Here is a 16,522-nt window from a genome sequence, read left to right as displayed (position 1 = left end):
TCAGCGGTCCGGCCGGTCAGGCGTCGGGCCCCGATGGGAACCGTACGCGCAGGCCCGTTCGCCGAACGTATTCGCAACTCGCGCGCAGGCGTCGGTCGATGCGCCAAACGCCAGGCTTCGCCACCCCACGCGCCCGGGACGCGCCAGGGGGGAACCGGCGTTTGACTGATCATCGACACAGCGTCGACGACGACTACCGGTCCTGTTCATATCGCGCGGAGCCGACAGCCGTCGAGATGACGTTCTGCGGTCACACCGTAACCAAACGTAATGAGTGCCGTTGGGGAGGACATGGACATCATGCTCGGATCGCGCCGGCGTACGCGGGCCGCACTGTGGCAGGCGGTGGCCGAGTTCGCGGAGGAACGCGGCTGGCCGGTGGCCCAGGGTGCGCACCTGGTACGCGACGGACGCGGCACCCACTGTTCGTGCGGCCGCGTCACGTGTGCCGCGCCCGGCATGCACCCGGCGGACCCGCGCTGGTCGGAGCGGGCCACCGCGTCGCCGGCCGCGGTGCGCTACCTGTGGTCGCAGTGGCCGGACAGCACGGTCGTGGTCCCCACCGGCCGGGTCTTCGACGCGATCAGCGTGCCCCGCCAGGCGGGCACCCGGGCGCTGGTCCGGCTGGAGCGCATGGGCACGCCGCTGGGCCCGGTGCTGGCCACGCCGACCGGGCGGGTCGCGTTCCTGGTCGCCCCCGGCGCGGCGGCCGAACTGCCCCACCTGCTCTACCAGATGGGTTGGGACGACGCCGTCCTGGACCTGCGCTGCCACGGTGAGGGCGACTACGTGTTCGCGCCGCCGTCGCCGATGGGCATGCTCGGCCCGGTGGAGTGGATCCGCCCGCCCGAGAGCGGCGACCCGGCGCTCCCGGAGGCCCGTCTGCTGCTCGGTACGCTGGCCTACGCGTGCCACCGCAAGGACGCGTCGTCGACCGGCCGAGGACTGTGGCTGGCGTCCTGACGCCACCCGGGTCCGGACCCGAAAACGCCGGACGGGCCGTGTCGGCCCGCCCGGCGTCGCAGCTCGAACCCGCTCAGTCGCCGATCAACGCGTCCACGAACGCGGACGGCTCGAACGGCGCCAGGTCGTCGGGCCCCTCGCCCAGGCCGATCAGCTTGACCGGCACACCCAACTCGCGCTGCACCGAGACCACGATGCCGCCCTTGGCGGTGCCGTCCAGCTTGGTCAGCACGATGCCGGTGATGTCCACCACCTCGGCGAACACCCGGGCCTGGACCAGACCGTTCTGACCGGTGGTGGCGTCCAGGACGAGCAGCACCTCGTCGACCGGACCGTGCTTCTCCACCACCCGCTTGACCTTGCCCAGCTCGTCCATCAGGCCGGTCTTGGTGTGCAGGCGGCCGGCGGTGTCCACGAGCACCGTGTCCACGCCCTCGGCGATGCCCTCCTTGACCGCGTCGAACGCGACACTGGCCGGGTCGCCCGCCTCCGGCCCGCGCACCGTGTGGGCGCCCACCCGCTCGCCCCACGTCTGCAACTGGTCGGCGGCGGCCGCACGGAAGGTGTCCGCGGCGCCGAGTACCACGCTGCGGCCGTCCGCGACCAGGACCCGTGCGAGCTTGCCGGTCGTGGTGGTCTTGCCGGTGCCGTTGACGCCGACCACGAGCACCACGGCCGGACGGTCGCCCCCCTCGCCGCCGGTGTGCCGGGCCGTCTTGAGGGTGCGGTCCAGGTCGGGGCCGAGCAGCGTGAGCAGTTCCTCGTGCAGCAGCGCGCGCAGCTCCGCGGGCGTACGGGTGCCCAGCACCTTGACCCGGGTACGCAGGCGCTCGACCAGTTCCTGCGTGGGCGCCACGCCGACGTCGGCGGTCAGCAGGGTGTCCTCGATCTCCTCCCAGGTGTCCTCGTCCAGGTGCTCGCGCGCGAGCAGCGCCAACAGGCCCTTGCCGAGCGTGCTCTGCGAGCGGGCCAACCGGGCGCGCAGCCGGACCAGCCGCCCGGCCGTCGGCTCGGGCACCTCCAGCGGAACGAGTTCCGGCTCGGCCGGCACGACGACCGACGTCTCCGGCAGATCGACCGTGTCGACGGTGCGCCGGGGCGCTTCGACGGGCGGGGCGGCCTCGTCGCCGACACCCGGCTCGACCGGTGTGCGCGGCGGCGCAGGCGGCGCGCCCTTGCGGCGCGAGCCGACCACGAACCAGCCGGCGGCGCCGAGGACGACGAGGGCAATGACGACGATCAGGATCACAGTCTCCATAGGACCTCCAGTCTCCCAGACCACCCGGCGCCGAACCGCGACCGGCCGCTCCCGGCGGGTCCGCGTCCGGCCGCCCGGCCGTGACCGGAAGACCGTTGAATCCTGACACTGCGTCAGATAGCTTGCCAGAGCCAAGCACCGTCCGGCAGATGACACGTGTCCGAGACGGCTTCGGCTCGACCCGGAAGGTGTTCACGCTCCATGGCTGTCACGAATCTGCGGTTCAACCAGGTCCTCCCCGGTCTCGACCGGCAGGAGATGTCCGCGCGTTATCGGGCCACCGTCGAGATGGCGGCCTTCGCGGACAAGAACGGGTTCGACATGATCAGCCTCGAGGAGCACCACGGCGCGGACAACGCGTGGAGCCCCTCCCCGCTGAGCACCGCGGGCGCGATCTTCGGCGCCACCGAGCGGATCGGCGTGATCGTCTGCGCACTGCTCGCCCCGCTGTACGACCCGATCCGGCTGGCCGAGGACATCGCGGTCCTGGACAACATCAGCGGCGGCCGACTCTCCCTGGTCGCCGGCCTGGGCTACCGGCCCGAGGAGTACGCGGCGCTGGGCAAGGACTGGAAGCGGCGCGGGAAGATCCAGGACGAGGTGCTGGAGACGCTGCTCAAGGCGTGGACCGGAGAGCCGTTCGAGTACCGCGGCACCACCGTCCGGGTCACCCCGAAGCCGTTCACCGACCCGCACCCGATGGTCATGGTCGGCGGCACCGCCAAGGCGTCCGTACGCCGCGCGGTGCGACTGCGCCTGCCGTTCTACGCCGCGGCGCCGATCCCGGAGCTCGAGCAGTACTACTACGAGCTCGCCGCCGAGGAGGGCTTCGAGGGCGGCTTCGCGATCCTGCCCCCGGTCAAGACCCGGATGATCTTCTGCACCGAGGATCCGGACAAGGCATGGGCGGAGTACGGCGAGTACTTCCTGCACGAGGCCACCACGTACGCAGGCTGGCAGACCCCCGACATAGCGTCGGTGGTCGAGTCCTCGGCCACCACGGTCGCCGCACTGCGCGAGGAGGGCATCTACTGCTGCCTCACCCCCGACGAGTGCGTCGAGATCGGCCAGGCCGGCGGCCTGACCGACGCGCTGATCCTGCACCCGCTGGTCGGCGGCCTGCCGATCGACGCGGGCTGGGCCAGCCTGCAACTGTTCAACGACAAGGTGATGCCGCGCAACGTGCCGGCCGAGTAGCCCGGCGCCCCGCACACGGCGGCGGTCACACCCTCGACTCGACCGGGGTGTGGCCGCCGTTCGTGTTCACCCGCTCGCGGCGACCCCGCTCATCGGCTCCGCGTGCTCGGACGCGACCCGCCGGTCCTCCTGCCGCAGCCGCTGGCTGATCACCGTGGTCACCCCGTCGCCACGCATCGAGACGCCGTACAGCGCGTCCGCGACCTCCATCGTGCGCTTCTGGTGGGTGATCACGATGAGCTGCGAACTCTCCCGCAGCTCCGCGAAGATCCCGATCAGCCGCTGGAGGTTCATGTCGTCCAGCGCCGCCTCGACCTCGTCCATCACGTAGAACGGACTGGGCCGGGCCTTGAAGATCGCCACCAGCAGGGCCACCGCGGTCAGCGAGCGCTCACCGCCGGAGAGCAGCGACAGCCGCTTGACCTTCTTGCCCGGCGGCCGGGCCTCCACCTCGATGCCGGTGCTCAGCATGTCGTCCGGATCGGTCAGGATCAGCCGGCCCTCGCCGCCGGGGAACAGCCGGGCGAACACGCCCACGAACTCGCGCGCCGTGTCGTGGTACGCCGCCGTGAAGACCTGTTCGACCCGCTCGTCCACCTCCTTGACCACCGTCATCAGGTCGCGGCGGGTGTTCTTCAGATCCTCCAACTGCTCGGTCAGGAAGTTGTGTCGCTCCTCCAGGGCGGCGAACTCCTCCAACGCGAGCGGGTTCACCTTGCCCAGTTGCACATGCGCCTTCTCCGCCGCGCGCAGCCGCTTCTCCTGCTCGGCCCGGACGTAGGGCCGCGGCAGCGCCTCGGGCGAGTCCGGGTCGCGCTCCTCGCCCTCGGCCGGCGGCGACGGCGGCACAAGTTGGTCCGGGCCGTACTCGGCCAACAGGCCCTCGGCCTCGATCCCGTGCTCCTCCAGCGACCTGGCCTCCAACTGCTCGACCCGCAGCCGCTTCTCCGCGCGCAGCATCTCGTCCCGGTGCACCGAGTCGGTCAGCTTCTCCAACTCGGCGGCGAAGGCGCGGGACCTGCCGCGCTCGCGGGCCAGCTCCGCCTCGTGCGCGGCCCGGGCGCCCTCCGCCGCGTCGCGCTCCGCCCCCGCGCGCGCCAACGAGGCGTCGACGTGGCGCAGCAGTACGTCCGTGCCCGCGAGCACCGCGCCCGCGACCCGCGCCTCCACCGCCATCCGCTCCCGCCGCCGGGCGGCGCTCGCCCGCACCTCGCGCTCGGCCCGCGCGCCCCGATCCAGCGCGTCGGCCCGCCCGGCCAGCGAACGCACCCGCTCCTCGTGCGTGCGCACCGCGAGCCGGGCCTCCATCTCGGCCTGCCGTGCGGCACTCGCACCGCCCGCGAGCCGGTCCCGCTCGGCGGTGTCCGGTTCCTCGTCGCCCTCGGCCGCGTTGTACTCCTCGGCCGCCTCCAGCCGCGCCGACAGTTCCTCGACCTTGAACTCCTCCTGGGCCCGCGCCGCCTCGGCCTCGGCCACCGCGCCCGCCAGCCGCTCCGCCTCGCCGGCCGCCGCCCGGGCCTGGCCGCCGAGCCGGCCCAACTGCTGCGCCGCCGCGGCGGCCTTGTGCTCCGCCTCGCGTCGTTGTGCCGTGATCCGCTCGACCGCGGCAGCCGCCTCGCGCCGGGTCGCCACCGCATCCGCCAGCGCGTCGCCCAGCCGCGCGCACCGCCCGGTCAGCTCGGCCAGCCGCTCGGCCGCCTCGTCCACCGCCGCCTGCACCTCCAGCAGGCTCGGCGCGCTCGCCGACCCGCCGTGCGCGAAGCCCTCGCCGACCAGATCACCCGCCCGGGTGACCGCCCGCACCCCGGGCAGCGCCCGCACCAGGTCCGCGGCGGCGGCGAGGTCCTCGACGACCGCGACCCGATCGAGCAGCCCGGCCACCGCTCCGCGCAACTGCTCCGGTACGGACACCAGACGCGCCGCGTACACCGCGCCCGCCGGCAGCGCAGGCCACCGCGCCGGACCCCCGGCCGCCGACCCCGCCTCCGCGACCCCGCCGAGCAGCAGAGCGGCCCGGCCCGCGTCGTCCTTGCGCAGCAGCCGCAACGCCTCCACGGCCGGCTGCACACCGGTCACCGCGATCGCGTCCGAGGCCGCGCCCAGCGCCGCCGCGACCGCCTGCTCGGCGCCGTGCTCGACGGTGACCAACGCGGCCACCGTGCCCAGCACGCCGGACAACCGGTCCCCCGCCGCGAGCAGCGCGCCCGTACCGTCCTTGCGCCGAAGCCCCAACTCCAGCGCCTCCTTGCGCGCGGTGACCGCCGAGCGCTCCCGCTCGGCCTCCTTCTCCGCGTCGCGGGTGGCCGTCAACGTCTCCTCGGCCTCGGCCAGCGCCTCCTCGGCCGTGCCCAACCGGGCCTCGATCACGGCGAGTGCGGACCCGCCGCCGTCCTGCGGAGCGCCCTCGACCCCGAGCCGGAGCAGCTCGTACTCCTCCTGCGCGGCCGCCGCGCGCTCGTGTGCCTCGTCCCGGGAGCCGACCAGCCGACCGATCTCGGCCTCCGCCGCGGCCACCCGGCTGCGCGCGGCGCCGACCCGGCCGACCAGCCGGGCCAACCCCTCGCGGCGGTCCGCCAGCGCCCGGGCGACCTCCTTGAGCCGGCGCTCCTCCTCGACCAGGGCGCGCTCCAACTCGCCGCGCCGCTCCACCGTCACGGCCAGCTCGACCTGCGCGGACTCGAGCGCGGCGGCGAGTTCCGCCTCCTGCTCGCGGATCCGCTCCGCCTCGCGCTCCATCTCCTCCGGGTCGCGCCCGCGCCGCTCGTCGGCGGGCGCCGAGGTCGCGTGCTTGACCCGCTGCCGCGCCAGCCCTGCCGTCCCGCGCACGCGTTCGGCCTGTGCGGACAGCGCGTACCAGGTCTCCTGGGCCCGGGCCAGCCGCGGCGCCATCGACCGCATCTCGGTCTCCAGGTGCGCCTCGCGTACCTGGACCGCCCCGAGTTCGCGCTCCACCGCGGTCCGCCGCTCGCGCAACGCGGCCTCGTCCGCGACCTCCTCGGCCAGCGCTCGCTTGAGCCCCACGAGGTCGTCGGCGAGCAGCCGCAGCCGCGCGTCCCGCAGATCGGCCTGGATCGCCGCCGCCCGCCGGGCCACCTGGGCCTGCCGTCCGAGCGGCTTGAGCTGCCTGCGCAGTTCGTTGGTCAGGTCCTGCACCCGGTTCAGGTTGGCCTGCATCGCGTCCAGCTTCCGCAGCGCCTTCTCCTTGCGCTTACGGTGCTTGAGTACGCCTGCGGCCTCCTCGATGAACGCCCGTCGGCCGGTCGGGTCGGCCTGGAGCACCGAGTCGAGCCGCCCCTGGCCGACGATCACGTGCATCTCCCGGCCGATACCGGAGTCGGAGAGCAGTTCCTGGATGTCCAGGAGGCGACAGGTGCTGCCGTTGATCTCGTACTCGGATCCGCCGTTGCGGAACATCCGTCGGGTGATGGTGACTTCGGAGTAGTCGATGGGCAGCGCGCCGTCCGCGTTGTCGATGGTCAGGCTCACCTCGGCGCGCCCGAGCGGCGGTCGACCGGCGGTGCCGGCGAAGATGACGTCCTCCATCTTGCCGCCGCGCAACGTCTTGGCGCCCTGCTCGCCCATCACCCACGACAACGCGTCGACCACGTTCGACTTGCCGGAGCCGTTGGGCCCGACGACGCACGTGATCCCCGGCTCGAAGCGCAGCGTCGTCGCAGACGCGAAGGACTTGAAGCCACGCAGTGTCAGACTCTTCAGGTGCACGCGACGAAAGAGTAGTCGGGGGCACTCGGGCGATTCGTCCGGTCGGTCCCTTCCACGGCGTGTCGGGTGCCCCGGATGGGGGTATCAACCGCTGGAAGCGAGTGGGTGGGCGCAAGGGGGCATGGCGGGGACGGGCACAGGGGGAAGACCGAGGTACCGGGCGCGCGGATGGTGGTGCGTGCCACAGGGGTCGCGCGGGACCCCGGGAGAGCGAGTCGCTCAGACATCGGGTTCGCAGACACAACCGGCTTCTCGGACCGGGTGGTTCGGGGCACACTGCGGTTCGAGAACACCTCCGGAAACGACAAAGGGACGCCGGAAGGCGTCCCTGGTTATCGCTTGCGCGGACCTACGCTCGCGAAAGCGCGGGTTCCGCCGCCGCGGATACGTCGAAGCCGGCAAGCAGCTCGTCCGAAGCGGCGGCGTTGAGCGCGTCGTTACGCTCCTGGGCACGGACGAGTTCCGTTTCCAGGTCACGAACACGCTGCTGGAGCCGTCGATTCTCGGCGAGCAGTCGGGGATCGGGGCCACCGACGTAACCGAGAAGCGCCTTCGCCATGAGAGGGTCCTCCACGCTGAAAATGAATGACCACGCAGATTCGCGGGTCTAAATGTGGCACCCGGCCGCAAGGCTCCTGATAGGGTGCGCGGGCTTCCAGCGTCGCACCAAAAACGCAGGAGGTCAATATCATAACGGCACGATAACGAGACCTTCACCCGATCAAACGCGGTTCGACCGCGGACTGGGGTGACGGCTGTCGTGCTGGGTGTACGAGATCATCTTTCGACCTCCACCGTCAAGAAGATTCCGGTTGTCCGCCAACTCCGGACGGCCGTGCCCTAGAGTCACTCCGGCACGACACCCGTTCGGGTGAACTGATATCCCCTGCCGGAAGGTGACTCAACCCTCCATGGCCCGGCACAGCCGCACCTCCTCGACCCCGGCCCGCCCGCGTCGACGACGCGCGAGGGCCCGACGTCGACGCGTCGCCCCCCTGCTCGCCCTGTTGGCCCTTCTCGCGCTCGGCGGGACGGTGGCCGGCCTGGTCGTCTCGGATCGGGCCGGCGAGTCCTCCGGCAACCGGGTCGCCGGTGCCGACAAGCCGTTGCCCGGGCACGGCGCCGACGGGTCCGGCCCGTCGGGCGCCGCCGGAGCCGACCGCACCGGCGACGGAGCGTCCCGAAGCCTGCTCCCGGGCGCGGCGACCACCGGCCGCACCGCGCTGCCCGGCGCGAGCGCCGACCCCACGCCCTCCGCGAGCGCGGTGCCGAGCGCACCGACCACGAGCGCGGCCGGCACCCCGAGCGCGACCGCCTCGCCGAGCAAGCCCGCCCCCACCCCGAGCACGAGCACCCCGACCCCATCCAGCGGCCCCGAGGACAAGGTGCTCGCGGCGGTCAACGAGGAGCGGGCGAGCGCGGGCTGCGGTCCGGTCAAGAACGACGCCAAGCTGGTCGCGCTGGCCCGTGCGCACAGCGCCGACATGGCCGCCCGCGACTACTTCGACCACAACACACCCGAGGGGCTCACCCCGTGGGACCGCGCCGAGAAGGCCGGCGTGAGCTACCTGGGCGCGGAGAACATAGCGCGCGGCCAAAAGACCGCCGACGCCGTGATGCGCGCCTGGATGAACAGTCCCGGCCACCGCCGCAACATCCTCGACTGCGGCCTGACCAAGCTCGGGGTCGGCATCAAGGAAGGCGCCAACGGCCCCTGGTGGACCCAGGAGTTCGGCCGCTGACCCGACGGCCCGGCCCGGGCGGACCCGGGCCGGGCCTCGGCGCGAGCCGAGCCGGCCGAGCGCCTCAGCGCGGCCCCACCCCGAGCCGGTCCGCGAGCAGGCCGAACACGTACAACCCGGATTCGCCCTGGTTGCGGGCGAGCACGAGGTCGACCGCCTGTTCGCCGGCCGCCCGACCCGCCGCCCGCGCCCAGCGCACCGCCGCCGCGACCACCTTCGGGCGGGCCCGGTCCAGCACCTCGCCCACCTCGTCGCGCAGTCGGGCATAGCGCTCGGGCCGACGCAACTCGCCGTCGTCGTCGAAGACCTCCGCGCCGGCCCGGGCCGCCTCCACCTCGAGTCGGCCCATCGCCAGATGCGCCGCCGCCTCCCCCGGATTCAGCCACGCCTCCCACGCGCCCGCCTCGCTCATCCCCTGGACGTGCGCGACGTGCGTCTCGAAGACCCAGCACACCAACACCGGCGAGTCCGCCTTGGCCGCCAACGCCTCCAACCACGGCCGCTCGAAGGCGTACGGGTCGTCCTCGTGCCGCACGTGGGTCGCGGTCCAGCCGTCCGACGACTCCCACATCGTCCGGGCCGGGTGCGCCGCCGTGTCCACGTGCGGCGCGAACTCGGACAACGGCCGCGCCCCACGCACGACGACGATGTCCCCGTTGAATCCCATGACACGCGCTCCCTGGGTTCCGGTGCCTACGCCCCGACCGTCGCCTTGCGTGGCGTCCGCTGACAGGTCGGACAGAAGTAACTGCTGCGATTCATGAACGAGATCCGCCGGATCGGCGTCGCGCACCGGTTGCACGGCTCGCCCTCGCGGCCGTAGGCGTCCAGGCCGCGCGAGAAGTAGCCGCTCTCGCCGTTCACGTTGACGTACAGGCTGTCGAACGAGGTACCACCCGCCGCCAACGCGTCGGTCATCACGTCCCGCGCGGACGTGAGCAGCAGCGTGGTCTGCGCGAGGGTGAGTTTCCCGGTCTGCCGGGCACCGTGCAGCCGGGAGCGCCACAACGCCTCGTCGGCGTAGATGTTGCCGATCCCGCTGACCAGGGTCTGGTCCAGGAGTGCGCGTTTGACCTCGGTGTTGCGCCGGCGCAGCGCCGCGTGGAAGAGCGCGTCGTCGAACAGCGGATCCAGCGGGTCGCGGGCGATGTGCGCCATCGAGGGCGGCAGTTCGGCGCCGCCGCGCTCGACCGCGAGCCCGCCGAAGGTGCGCTGGTCGACGAAGCGCAACTCGAGCCCGCCGTCGGTGAAGGCGAACCGCACGTGCAGGTGCTTCTCCCGGGGTGCCTCGGGCGGCTGGACCAGGAGTTGGCCGCTCATCCCCAGGTGTGCGAGCAGCGCGTCCTCGGGCGCCTCGGCACCGGGCGCCACCAGCGGCAGCCACAGGTACTTCCCGCGTCGGCGGGCGGCGTGCACCCGGGCACCGGCGAGCGCGTCGGCGAAGTCCACCAGGCCCGCCAGGTGGCGCCGGACGGCGCGCTCGTGGGTGACCTCGACGTGTGCGATGGTGCGACCCACCACCCACTTCTCCAGTCCGCGACGGACGACCTCGACCTCGGGCAGTTCGGGCACCTTGCACTCCCCCTGGGGACGGCACAACCGGAGACGACACGACTGGAGAGAACACGAACGCACGGGACACGACACGGACGCCGGCCCGGGCCGGATCCGAGAATGCGAAAATGCCTGCCGGTAGGTGAGATCGTGCCGGGCGACCGTGAGGTCGGCGACCGGTTCGAACTTACCTATCGGCAGGCATTGGCTCGGAGACTACGCGGTGGCGGCCGGCGGCGTGCCGGAACCGTCTCCGTACTTGGCGCGGATCGAGTGCCAAGCGCTTTCGGCGGCCTGCTGCTCCGCCTCCTTCTTGCTCCGCCCGACACCGGTGCCGTAGTCGACACCCGCGACCCGGGCCAGTGCGGTGAAGGTCTTCTCGTGGTCGGGACCGGTCTCGGAGACCACGTACTCGGGGACTCCGATGCCCGCCGCGGCGGTCTGCTCCTGGAGGCTGGTCTTCCAGTCCAGGCCCGCGCCGAGATTCGCCGACTGCTCGATCAGTGGATCGAACAACCGGTGGATCAGCTCGGTCGCCGCGTCGAGACCCTGGTCCAGGTACACCGCACCGAGGATGGCTTCGAGCGTGTCCGCGAGGATCGAGGACTTGTCTCGCCCACCCGTGCCCACTTCACCTCGGCCGAGCCGGATGAAGGCGCCCAGGTCCAGTCGTCGACTGACGCCCGCGAGGGCGCGCGAGTTGACGACCGCGGCCCGCAACTTCGCGAGCTGGCCCTCGGGCAGGTCGGGGTGCCTGCGGTACAGCGTGTCGGTGACGACGAGGCCGAGTACCGAGTCGCCCAGGAATTCCAGGCGCTCGTTGGTCGGGAGCCCGCCGTGCTCGTACGCGTACGAGCGATGGGTGAGGGCGCGTTCCAGAAGGGCGGCGTCGAGCGACCAGCCCAGCCGCCCTTCCAGATCCGCGTATTGCGCGAGTGATTCCGTCACCGGAACGACCACCGGCCTGATCAGACGTCGAGGACCTGGCGGCGGTTGTAGGTGCCGCAGCTCGGGCACGCGATGTGCGACAGCTTCGGCTCACGGCAACGCTCGCAGGTCACCAGGTTGGCGGCAGTGGCCTTCCACTGGCTCCGGCGGTGCCGGGTGTTGCTGCGCGACATCTTCCGCTTCGGAACAGCCACGGCTACTTCTCCTGGTTCTCGTCGGCGCTGGACGCGCCGTCAACGTCGGCTTCGGCGGAAGGTCCGTCGAAGATGTTGGTCAACTTCGCCCACCGGGGGTCGGCGAGCTCGTGACTGTGGTCGGGGTCCTCCGCGAGCAGCGCTCCGCATTCGGAGCACAGGCCCGGGCAGTCCTCCCGGCACAGCGGCGAGAGCGGCAGTGCGAGCACCGTCGCGTCCCGCAGCACCGGCTCCAGGTCGAACAAGTCGTCCGTGAGCCGGAAGGCGTCCTCGTCGGCTTCCGCGTCCGGGTAGACGTACAGCTCCTGGAAACGCACCGTGAGCTCACGCTCGAGCGGTTCCAGGCACCGGACGCACTCACCGGTCAGCGGCACCTGCGCGACGCCGGTGACCAGCACACCCTCCATGACCGCTTCCAGCCGGACACCCAGCTGGATGGGGGCACCTTCGGGCGCGCCGATCACATCTGCCACACCCATGTCCTTCGGGGCCGGCACGGAGCGGGACACCTTCAGCATGGATCCAGGCCGACGCCCCAGCTCGCGTGTGTCGACGACGAGTGGTTTGCGGTGATCCAAGCGGTCCAGGACGTCCTACCTCATGCAGTGCCACCCCCCGGGATGACGGGGGGCTCGAATGGTCAGGGTGCCGACCCTCGGGGCACGCGAAAAACACGCCTCGGGCAGGGTCGGTCCGTAAGAGTATCGCAGCCCGCGCGCCAGGCCCCAAACGGGGCCATTCGAGCGGGACGATCAAGCGGCGATTCCCGCGACGCCCGGACCGACCGGACGCCGCGAGCGGGCGCCGCGAACGGCGGTGCCCGTCGCCGGACAGGGCCTAGCGCCCGCCGTCCTGCTGGAACTGGCGGACGTCGATCAGACTCGTGTCGAAGAAGCTGGTCTCGTCCAGCGACTGCGCGTACTGGGCCTGCGGGTCGTAGGCCTGCTGCTGCCCCGTGCTCGCCGGGTCGTGCTGCGCGGCGTACGGCTGCTGCTGCCCGTGCTGGTCGTACTGCGGCATGTCGTACTGGCCCTCGTAACCGCCGGCGTATCCGGTGTCCGGTCCGGTGCCCTGCGCGTAGGCGGGCTGCCCGTAGGCGTCCTGGCCGTAGCCGTGCTGACCACCGTAGGGGCCGGCCTGCGCGGGCACGGTCGGCGCGGCGGGCGGCGCGGGCGGGTAGTCGGGCTGAGCGGGCTGAGCGGGCTGAGCGGGCTGAGCGGCGAACGTCTCCTCGTGCCCGTCGAGCTGCGCCTGGAGGCTGCCCGGCCGGCCCTTGGCCTGCGCGTCGGCCAACTCCTGCGCCTGCATGTACTCGCCGAGTTCGTCGGACGGGCGGCGACCGCGCATCTTGTCCCGGCCGCGACCGATCGCGCCGAGCGTCTTGGTCAGCACGACCTCGAAGTTGGCCAGCTTCTGGTCGACGTAGTCGTCGGCCTCCTCGCGGATGCGCTGGGCCTCGCGCCGGGCCTCGGACAGGATCCGGTCGGCCTCGCCGTACGCCTCACGGGCCACCTCGGTGTCCGCGATCAGCGAGCCGCGCTCCTCCCGGGCGGTGGCCAACACCCGCTCGGCCTCGCGGCGGCCCTCCTCGATCACCGACTCGCGGTCGCCGAGCACCCGGCGCGCGTGGTCGAACTCCTCGGGCAGCAGGTTCTTGAGTTCCTCGAGCCGGGCCACCACGTCCGCACGGTTGACCACGCACGACGCCGACATCGGCATCGAGCGGGCGTTCTCCACCAGTGCGATCAGTTCATCGAGCTTGGGCTGCACGTCCACGGGCTTGCTCTCTCTCCTCAAACCGACGGTAGCCGTCGTGTTCGCCGGCATCGCGTGACGGACCGACTCGCCGCGGGCGGTCGGCCCGGCGACGAGGCACGTGCCGCGTCAGCCCTGCGCGAGCCGCTCGGTGAGCCGACGTAGCACCGTCTCCGGCACCAGGCCGGACACGTCGCCTCCGTACGTCGCGACCTCTTTGATGAGACTCGACGACAGAAAGCTGTAGAGGGGGTTCGTCGCCACGAACAACGTCTCCACCTCGGTAAGACCGTAGTTCATCTGCGCCATCTGCAACTCGTAGTCGAAGTCGGTGACCGCGCGCAGACCCTTGATGATCGCCGGGATCCCGCGCTCCTGACAGAAGTTGACCAGCAACCCCTCGAACGCCTCGACCTTGACGTTCTTGTACTGATCGACCACCTCGTGGAGCATCTCGATGCGCTCCTCGATGGTGAACAGGCCGGAGCGCTTGGCGCGATTGAAGCCGATCGCCACGTAGACCTCGTCGTACAGGCTCGAGGCCCGTCCGATGATGTCCAGATGACCGTTGGTGACCGGGTCGAACGAACCGGGGCAGACGACTCGACGCAACGGAGGTTCCCCTCGAAATCGGGTGCCGACGGGTCCGGACCCGATGGCCCGCCCGCCTGGTCAGGCTTGCGCGGCGCGACCGTACCAGAGCGTTCCCTCGCCGTAGCGACGGGATCTGATCTCGGCGAATTCGGCGGGCCACGCGAATGGCCCCCCGCGCGTGGCACGTTCGACCACGATCAGCGCCTCCTCGGCCAGCCAGCCGTGCTCGGCCAGCGCGCCGAGCAGCGCGCGCACGTCCTCGTCGGTGACCGCGTACGGCGGATCGAGGAAGACCACGTCGTACGGCTCGTCCGGGCAGGGCACGGCGGCGGTCTTCTCCGCGCGGGCCGGGCGCAGTTCCGCGCCGGGCAGCGCGACGAGCCGGATGTTCGCCCGGATCGTGCCCGCCGCGCGGGGGTCGGACTCGACCAGGAGCACCCGCGCCGCGCCCCGGGACAGCGCCTCCAGGCCGACCGCGCCGGAGCCCGCGAACAGGTCGAGCACCCGCGCGCCGTGCAGGTTGCCGCGCAGCGACTGGAGGGTGGAGAACAGTCCCTCACGGGCCCGGTCCGAGGTCGGCCGGGTGCCCTCGCCCGGCGGTGTGCTCAGTCGTCGACCGCCCGCCGCCCCGGCGATCACCCGGGTCATGCGTGCCCTCGCGGGTACTGGTGGGGCTCGCCGGTGCCCGGCGGGTCGGCCTGCGCGTACGTGTCCTGCATGGCGCCCACGCTATCGACTGGTCGCGGTGGACGAAATCCGGGCCCGTGCACTTTGTGCGACGTGTCATACACACGGAGCCACTGGATCGTATGAGGGGTGTGCACGGCGGGGGCGCCACCGTCGTGCACCGGCGACACCGATCGCCGTCCAGGCACCGACCCCACCCGATTCCCACCCGACCCGGGAGATCCGATGAAGCTCCGTACCTTCCTCGCCACGGTCGTCGCCGGCGCCGCGCTGGCCGCGACCGGCATGGCCCCGGCGGTCGCCGAGACCGCCGCGCCGCACACCCCCGCCGCGAACTGCTACGTCGACAGCAACGGCACCCTGCACTGCGCCAACGGCGCGAGCGACCTGCGCTCGGAGCCGTACTTCCGGGCACCCGTGGTCAGCCGGCTGAACACCACCTACAGCTACTTCAGTTGCTGGACCTCCGGTGACCCGCACTCGGGCGGCAACGACATCTGGTACTACACCGACGGCGACGACGGCGGGCACGGCTTCCTGCCCGCGCAGCGCGTCTTCACGCCGCAGGACCCGATGCCGGGCATGTACCACTGCTGACCGGTATGCGATGAGCCCACGTGGTCGGGGGACGGAGATCGTCCCGTCCCCCGACCACGTGTCCGCGCCGACGCGGCGGCGCCGATCGCACTGCCCCGTCCCCCGGAGTCCCGGTCGCGCTCTCCGGTCAGCGCGCGCAGTCCGGTACCTCGGTCTCGTTGCGGGTGCGCACGCCGGGCAGCCAGCCCTCGGCGTTGGTGCCCAGCACCACCACCCGGTACCAGTGCCGGGAGGCGACGCCGGTCTCGTCGGTGACCCGCGGGCCGTCCGTGAGCAGGCAGACCAGGAGCAGTCGGTCGCCGTGCCACACCCGATCCGCGAGGTCGGCCGTGCGCGAGGACAACTTCGGCTCCTTGAACACGCCCATCGAACACTCGAGCGTGCGCAGCGCCCGGCACGGCACCTCGGAGTTGTGGACCTCGCTCTGCACACTCGCCGCGCGCGCCGCGGGCGGCCTGGGGGCGGGCGCGTCGCTCGCGTCGTGCCGACCGACCAGGAAGGCGCCGAGCCCGACCACGGCCGGGACGAGCACGGCGGCGAGCGCGATCGCGAAGGTGCCGCGCCATCTCGACCGCGGGGCCGGCCGGCGCAGCACTCGGACCGCGAGGCCGGGCGGTTCGACACAGGCGGCCTCCGCGTCGCGCAGCCGGGTGCGCAGTTCGTGGACCGCGTCGTCCGGGTCGTCGAGGTCGGGAGGCGAGGGGTTCACCGGGTGACTCCTTCGTGTCGATCCCGGCGGCGGAACCGGCCGGAGGGGCCGCCGAGGCCGGCGCGCAGCCGGGTCAGGGCACGCTCGCGCGAGCGGGACACCGTCCCCCGGTGCACGCCGAGGATCTCGGCGGCCTGATCGATCGTGTATCCGTCCAGGTCGACCAGGAGCACCGCCGCGGCCTGCTTGGCGGGCAGCGAGCCGAGCATCCGCACGGCCTCCCACTCGGCCTCGCGCCGGGCGATCGGGTCGGCGGCGGACCGGGCCCGCTCCCCCGGCTCGGGCGGTTCGGGCAGCAGGACCTGGCGGCTACGCACGCGCCATATGTCGCGGGTGACACTCACCAGTGCCCGGAAGGCATAGGCGTAGGGCTCGGGATGGCCGAGCAGGCGGTCGGGTCTGCGGGCCAGTTTGAGGTACGTCTCGTGCACCGCGTCCTCGGCGCTGCCCTCGCCGGCGAGCAGCACGGCCCGCCGATACAACCGAGGGAGCAACCCGCAGAAGAGCGCGTCGAAACCCTCGTCCCCCGTGCGTGCGTCCATGGCCCCCATTGGTAGCCAACCGACGGGGTGTTCCGCGTGCTCCGAACGGGTGACCGGTG

The 16,522-nt window shown here is 72.3% G+C and carries 17 protein-coding genes; 4 read left to right on the top strand and 13 right to left on the bottom strand.

Translation table 11 applies throughout. The annotated features are described in order from the left end of the window. Positions 1 to 270: 270 nt before the first annotated feature. Complete coding sequence (locus ACIBSV_RS41570) at positions 271 to 963, top strand: bifunctional DNA primase/polymerase (protein ID WP_395872642.1); 693 nt, start codon at positions 271 to 273, stop codon at positions 961 to 963. 73 nt (positions 964 to 1,036) lie between these two features. Here ACIBSV_RS41570 and ftsY read toward each other — a convergent pair whose 3' ends face one another. Continuing rightward, on the bottom strand, positions 1,037 to 2,221 hold the full coding sequence (gene ftsY, locus ACIBSV_RS41565; RefSeq protein WP_395872640.1) for a signal recognition particle-docking protein FtsY: 1,185 nt from the start codon (positions 2,219 to 2,221) through the stop codon (positions 1,037 to 1,039). Between the two features lie 201 nt (positions 2,222 to 2,422). On the opposite strand from ftsY, the gene ACIBSV_RS41560 reads away from it, so the two are divergent. Beyond that, positions 2,423 to 3,418 carry an LLM class flavin-dependent oxidoreductase gene (locus ACIBSV_RS41560; RefSeq protein WP_395872638.1) on the top strand — a complete coding sequence of 332 codons (996 nt, stop codon included), beginning with the start codon at positions 2,423 to 2,425 and terminating at the stop codon, positions 3,416 to 3,418. A 66-nt stretch (positions 3,419 to 3,484) separates the two neighbouring features. On the opposite strand, the gene smc is transcribed toward ACIBSV_RS41560, so the two are convergent. After that, positions 3,485 to 7,141, bottom strand: coding sequence for a chromosome segregation protein SMC (gene smc, locus ACIBSV_RS41555; protein WP_395872636.1), 3,657 nt, complete (start codon positions 7,139 to 7,141; stop codon positions 3,485 to 3,487). 349 nt (positions 7,142 to 7,490) lie between these two features. Beyond that, positions 7,491 to 7,700, bottom strand: coding sequence for a hypothetical protein (locus ACIBSV_RS41550; protein WP_395872634.1), 210 nt, complete (start codon positions 7,698 to 7,700; stop codon positions 7,491 to 7,493). 352 nt (positions 7,701 to 8,052) lie between these two features. On the opposite strand from ACIBSV_RS41550, the gene ACIBSV_RS41545 reads away from it, so the two are divergent. Then, entirely contained in the window at positions 8,053 to 8,883 is an 831-nt protein-coding gene (locus ACIBSV_RS41545; protein ID WP_395872632.1) for a CAP domain-containing protein, read from the top strand. 64 nt (positions 8,884 to 8,947) lie between these two features. Here the strand turns inward: ACIBSV_RS41545 and ACIBSV_RS41540 are convergent, their stop codons facing one another. The 8 genes from ACIBSV_RS41540 to rsmD all read right to left on the bottom strand — a co-directional run bounded on the left by ACIBSV_RS41540 (position 8,948) and on the right by rsmD (position 14,576). Continuing rightward, positions 8,948 to 9,550, bottom strand: a complete 603-nt coding sequence (locus ACIBSV_RS41540) for a hypothetical protein (RefSeq protein ID WP_395872630.1) — start codon at positions 9,548 to 9,550, stop codon at positions 8,948 to 8,950. Between the two features lie 26 nt (positions 9,551 to 9,576). Continuing rightward, complete coding sequence (mutM, locus tag ACIBSV_RS41535) at positions 9,577 to 10,455, bottom strand: bifunctional DNA-formamidopyrimidine glycosylase/DNA-(apurinic or apyrimidinic site) lyase (protein ID WP_395872628.1); 879 nt, start codon at positions 10,453 to 10,455, stop codon at positions 9,577 to 9,579. A gap of 198 nt (positions 10,456 to 10,653) precedes the next feature. Further along, positions 10,654 to 11,397, bottom strand: coding sequence for a ribonuclease III (rnc, locus tag ACIBSV_RS41530; protein ID WP_395872626.1), 744 nt, complete (start codon positions 11,395 to 11,397; stop codon positions 10,654 to 10,656). 8 nt (positions 11,398 to 11,405) lie between these two features. Continuing rightward, on the bottom strand, positions 11,406 to 11,579 hold the full coding sequence (gene rpmF / locus ACIBSV_RS41525) for a 50S ribosomal protein L32 (protein ID WP_026218805.1): 174 nt from the start codon (positions 11,577 to 11,579) through the stop codon (positions 11,406 to 11,408). Between the two features lie 2 nt (positions 11,580 to 11,581). Continuing rightward, positions 11,582 to 12,097, bottom strand: coding sequence for a YceD family protein (locus tag ACIBSV_RS41520; protein WP_395872624.1), 516 nt, complete (start codon positions 12,095 to 12,097; stop codon positions 11,582 to 11,584). 319 nt (positions 12,098 to 12,416) lie between these two features. Further along, positions 12,417 to 13,355, bottom strand: coding sequence for a cell division initiation protein (locus ACIBSV_RS41515; RefSeq protein ID WP_395872622.1), 939 nt, complete (start codon positions 13,353 to 13,355; stop codon positions 12,417 to 12,419). Positions 13,356 to 13,463: 108 nt separating this feature from the next. Next, positions 13,464 to 13,946, bottom strand: coding sequence for a pantetheine-phosphate adenylyltransferase (gene coaD, locus ACIBSV_RS41510; RefSeq protein ID WP_395872620.1), 483 nt, complete (start codon positions 13,944 to 13,946; stop codon positions 13,464 to 13,466). A 60-nt stretch (positions 13,947 to 14,006) separates the two neighbouring features. Beyond that, positions 14,007 to 14,576, bottom strand: a complete 570-nt coding sequence (rsmD, locus tag ACIBSV_RS41505) for a 16S rRNA (guanine(966)-N(2))-methyltransferase RsmD (RefSeq protein ID WP_395872618.1) — start codon at positions 14,574 to 14,576, stop codon at positions 14,007 to 14,009. Positions 14,577 to 14,840: 264 nt separating this feature from the next. Here rsmD and ACIBSV_RS41500 point away from each other — a divergent pair, with 264 nt between their 5' ends. Further along, positions 14,841 to 15,212 (top strand): hypothetical protein, encoded by a 372-nt coding sequence (locus ACIBSV_RS41500; protein ID WP_395872616.1) that lies wholly within the window; start codon positions 14,841 to 14,843, stop codon positions 15,210 to 15,212. Between the two features lie 127 nt (positions 15,213 to 15,339). Here ACIBSV_RS41500 and ACIBSV_RS41495 read toward each other — a convergent pair whose 3' ends face one another. Both ACIBSV_RS41495 and ACIBSV_RS41490 read right to left on the bottom strand, forming a co-directional pair. Then, complete coding sequence (locus ACIBSV_RS41495) at positions 15,340 to 15,921, bottom strand: hypothetical protein (RefSeq protein ID WP_395872614.1); 582 nt, start codon at positions 15,919 to 15,921, stop codon at positions 15,340 to 15,342. Next, positions 15,918 to 16,463, bottom strand: a complete 546-nt coding sequence (locus ACIBSV_RS41490; RefSeq protein WP_395872612.1) for an RNA polymerase sigma factor — start codon at positions 16,461 to 16,463, stop codon at positions 15,918 to 15,920. The genes ACIBSV_RS41495 and ACIBSV_RS41490 overlap by 4 nt, the downstream gene beginning before the upstream one ends. Positions 16,464 to 16,522: the final 59 nt, after the last annotated feature.

Source organism: Embleya sp. NPDC050154, from assembly GCF_044460165.1.
In the GTDB taxonomy this organism is placed as follows: domain Bacteria; phylum Actinomycetota; class Actinomycetes; order Streptomycetales; family Streptomycetaceae; genus Embleya.
Note: the sequence above shows the minus strand (reverse complement) of the source record. Positions and strands in the feature narration are given on the sequence as shown.